The 1477-nt window shown below is 64.7% G+C and carries 1 protein-coding gene; it reads right to left on the bottom strand.

Going from position 1 to position 1477, the window contains the following annotated elements; all coding sequences use genetic code 11:
- Positions 1 to 1078, bottom strand: a 1078-nt coding sequence (locus BM162_RS22235; RefSeq protein ID WP_342741204.1) for a type IIL restriction-modification enzyme MmeI, incomplete at its 3' end; no start/stop codon positions are given.
- Between the last annotated feature and the right edge of the window lie 399 nt (positions 1079 to 1477).

Below are 1477 nucleotides of genomic sequence, written 5' to 3'. Positions count from 1 at the left end.
GTTCGTCCTTGTCATCGTTGGCGGCAAGCTTAGCCGAGCGTCCGGTTTTTGGAGACCACCTCAGTGCGCCCAGCTTGTGGCGGCTCTTCTTGTCCAGCGCGCGTTCCAGAAGGGTGCCGAATATCGCCGGCTCCACTTGCTTCCAGTCGGCCTCGGCCGCCTCGATCAATAGGCTCAGTTGCACCTCACTCAGCGGCAGCGCCTTTGCCTCGCGAAAGAGCCCGCCGTTGAAGCGCAGGAGCGTCGCCATGAGGACCGGAGATGTTCCGCCGGTGTTCATCGTTTCCCAAAGCGACTGGAGCACTGGCGCGGCCATCTCGGGCTTGCCGCGCAATTCCCGCAGCTTGTCGCGGAAGCTGTCCTTCGGCAACAGTTTCACGTCCTCGGCGAACATGGTGAAGAGGCAGCGCATAAGGAAGCGGGCGACCTCCTCGCCATCGTGGCCCTGGCCCTCGAAGCTTCGGCCAAGCTGGGCGAGGTGGTCTGCGATCTCCCGCGTGACCCGTGCCGCGGTGCGGGAGGGATCGAGAGACAGGGGATCGGTCCAGATGGTGCGGAGTCGGTCTCGCACCTCTTCGTCATGCAGGTCATCGAGCTTGATGCGGAAGCGGTTGCCGTCGGGAAACTGGGTGTAGCCTTGCCCTTGCCCGGAGAAGTCGGCGTAGACCTCGATGACATGGCCGACATCCGCGATCAGAAGGAAAGGCGGCCAGCCATCCTCCTTCGAGACGGCCCGGGCATAGCTGTCCGCCTGGTTGCGCGCCCGGAGCATCGTGTCCTCGAATACACGGGTGCCCCGCCGACCATGACCCATCTGGGCGCGGGGCGCTTCCTCCGGCGACAGAAGGCTGAGCTGCTCGGCTTCTGCCTTGGGACCGGCGCCCTGTTTCGCCTCGAGGATGAAGCATCCGCGCCGGTAGAGGTCGATCCGCCGGTGCCGCCGCGAGCCGGTATGCGTCTCCGTGACCGGGCGCTCAAATCGGTAGTCGTTCGTCTGTCCGTCGCTCTGGGCCGGCTTCGGCCTCTGCACCTCCAGGACGTCGCAGAGCTCGGCTGCGAAACTCTGGAAATTCGACATCTCACTCCCGCCGGACGCGCTCCAGCGGTTCACAAACTCGTCCACGCGCAAAATCGATCTCTCCCTCTTCCCGGGACCGTTGCACGCAAGCATGTGTATCGACAAGGATTTCGTTCCGGCGGCCGTCGGCCGGTGCGGTGCTTCCCGCGGTGTGTGTCGTCTGTGCCGGACGGGTGGAACTGCGGGGGCTGGTGTGGAGTTTGGGCGCATCATTGGAGCGGCTGGGGCGGCTGGACGCCTCCCTCTGGGCCTCCGGCCAAGACGAGCCCCCCTGTAGCGGGCACGGACCAGTCTCAACTTGATCGGCGGGTGCAGTACCTCCGGACTCGATGATTTTGAGGTGGTCCCCAAAAACCGGACGCTCGGCTAAGCTTGCCGCCAACGATGACAAGGACGAAC

Source organism: Tranquillimonas alkanivorans, from assembly GCF_900115595.1.
Lineage (GTDB): Bacteria > Pseudomonadota > Alphaproteobacteria > Rhodobacterales > Rhodobacteraceae > Tranquillimonas > Tranquillimonas alkanivorans.
This window is presented reverse-complemented; position numbering and strand designations above follow the sequence as displayed.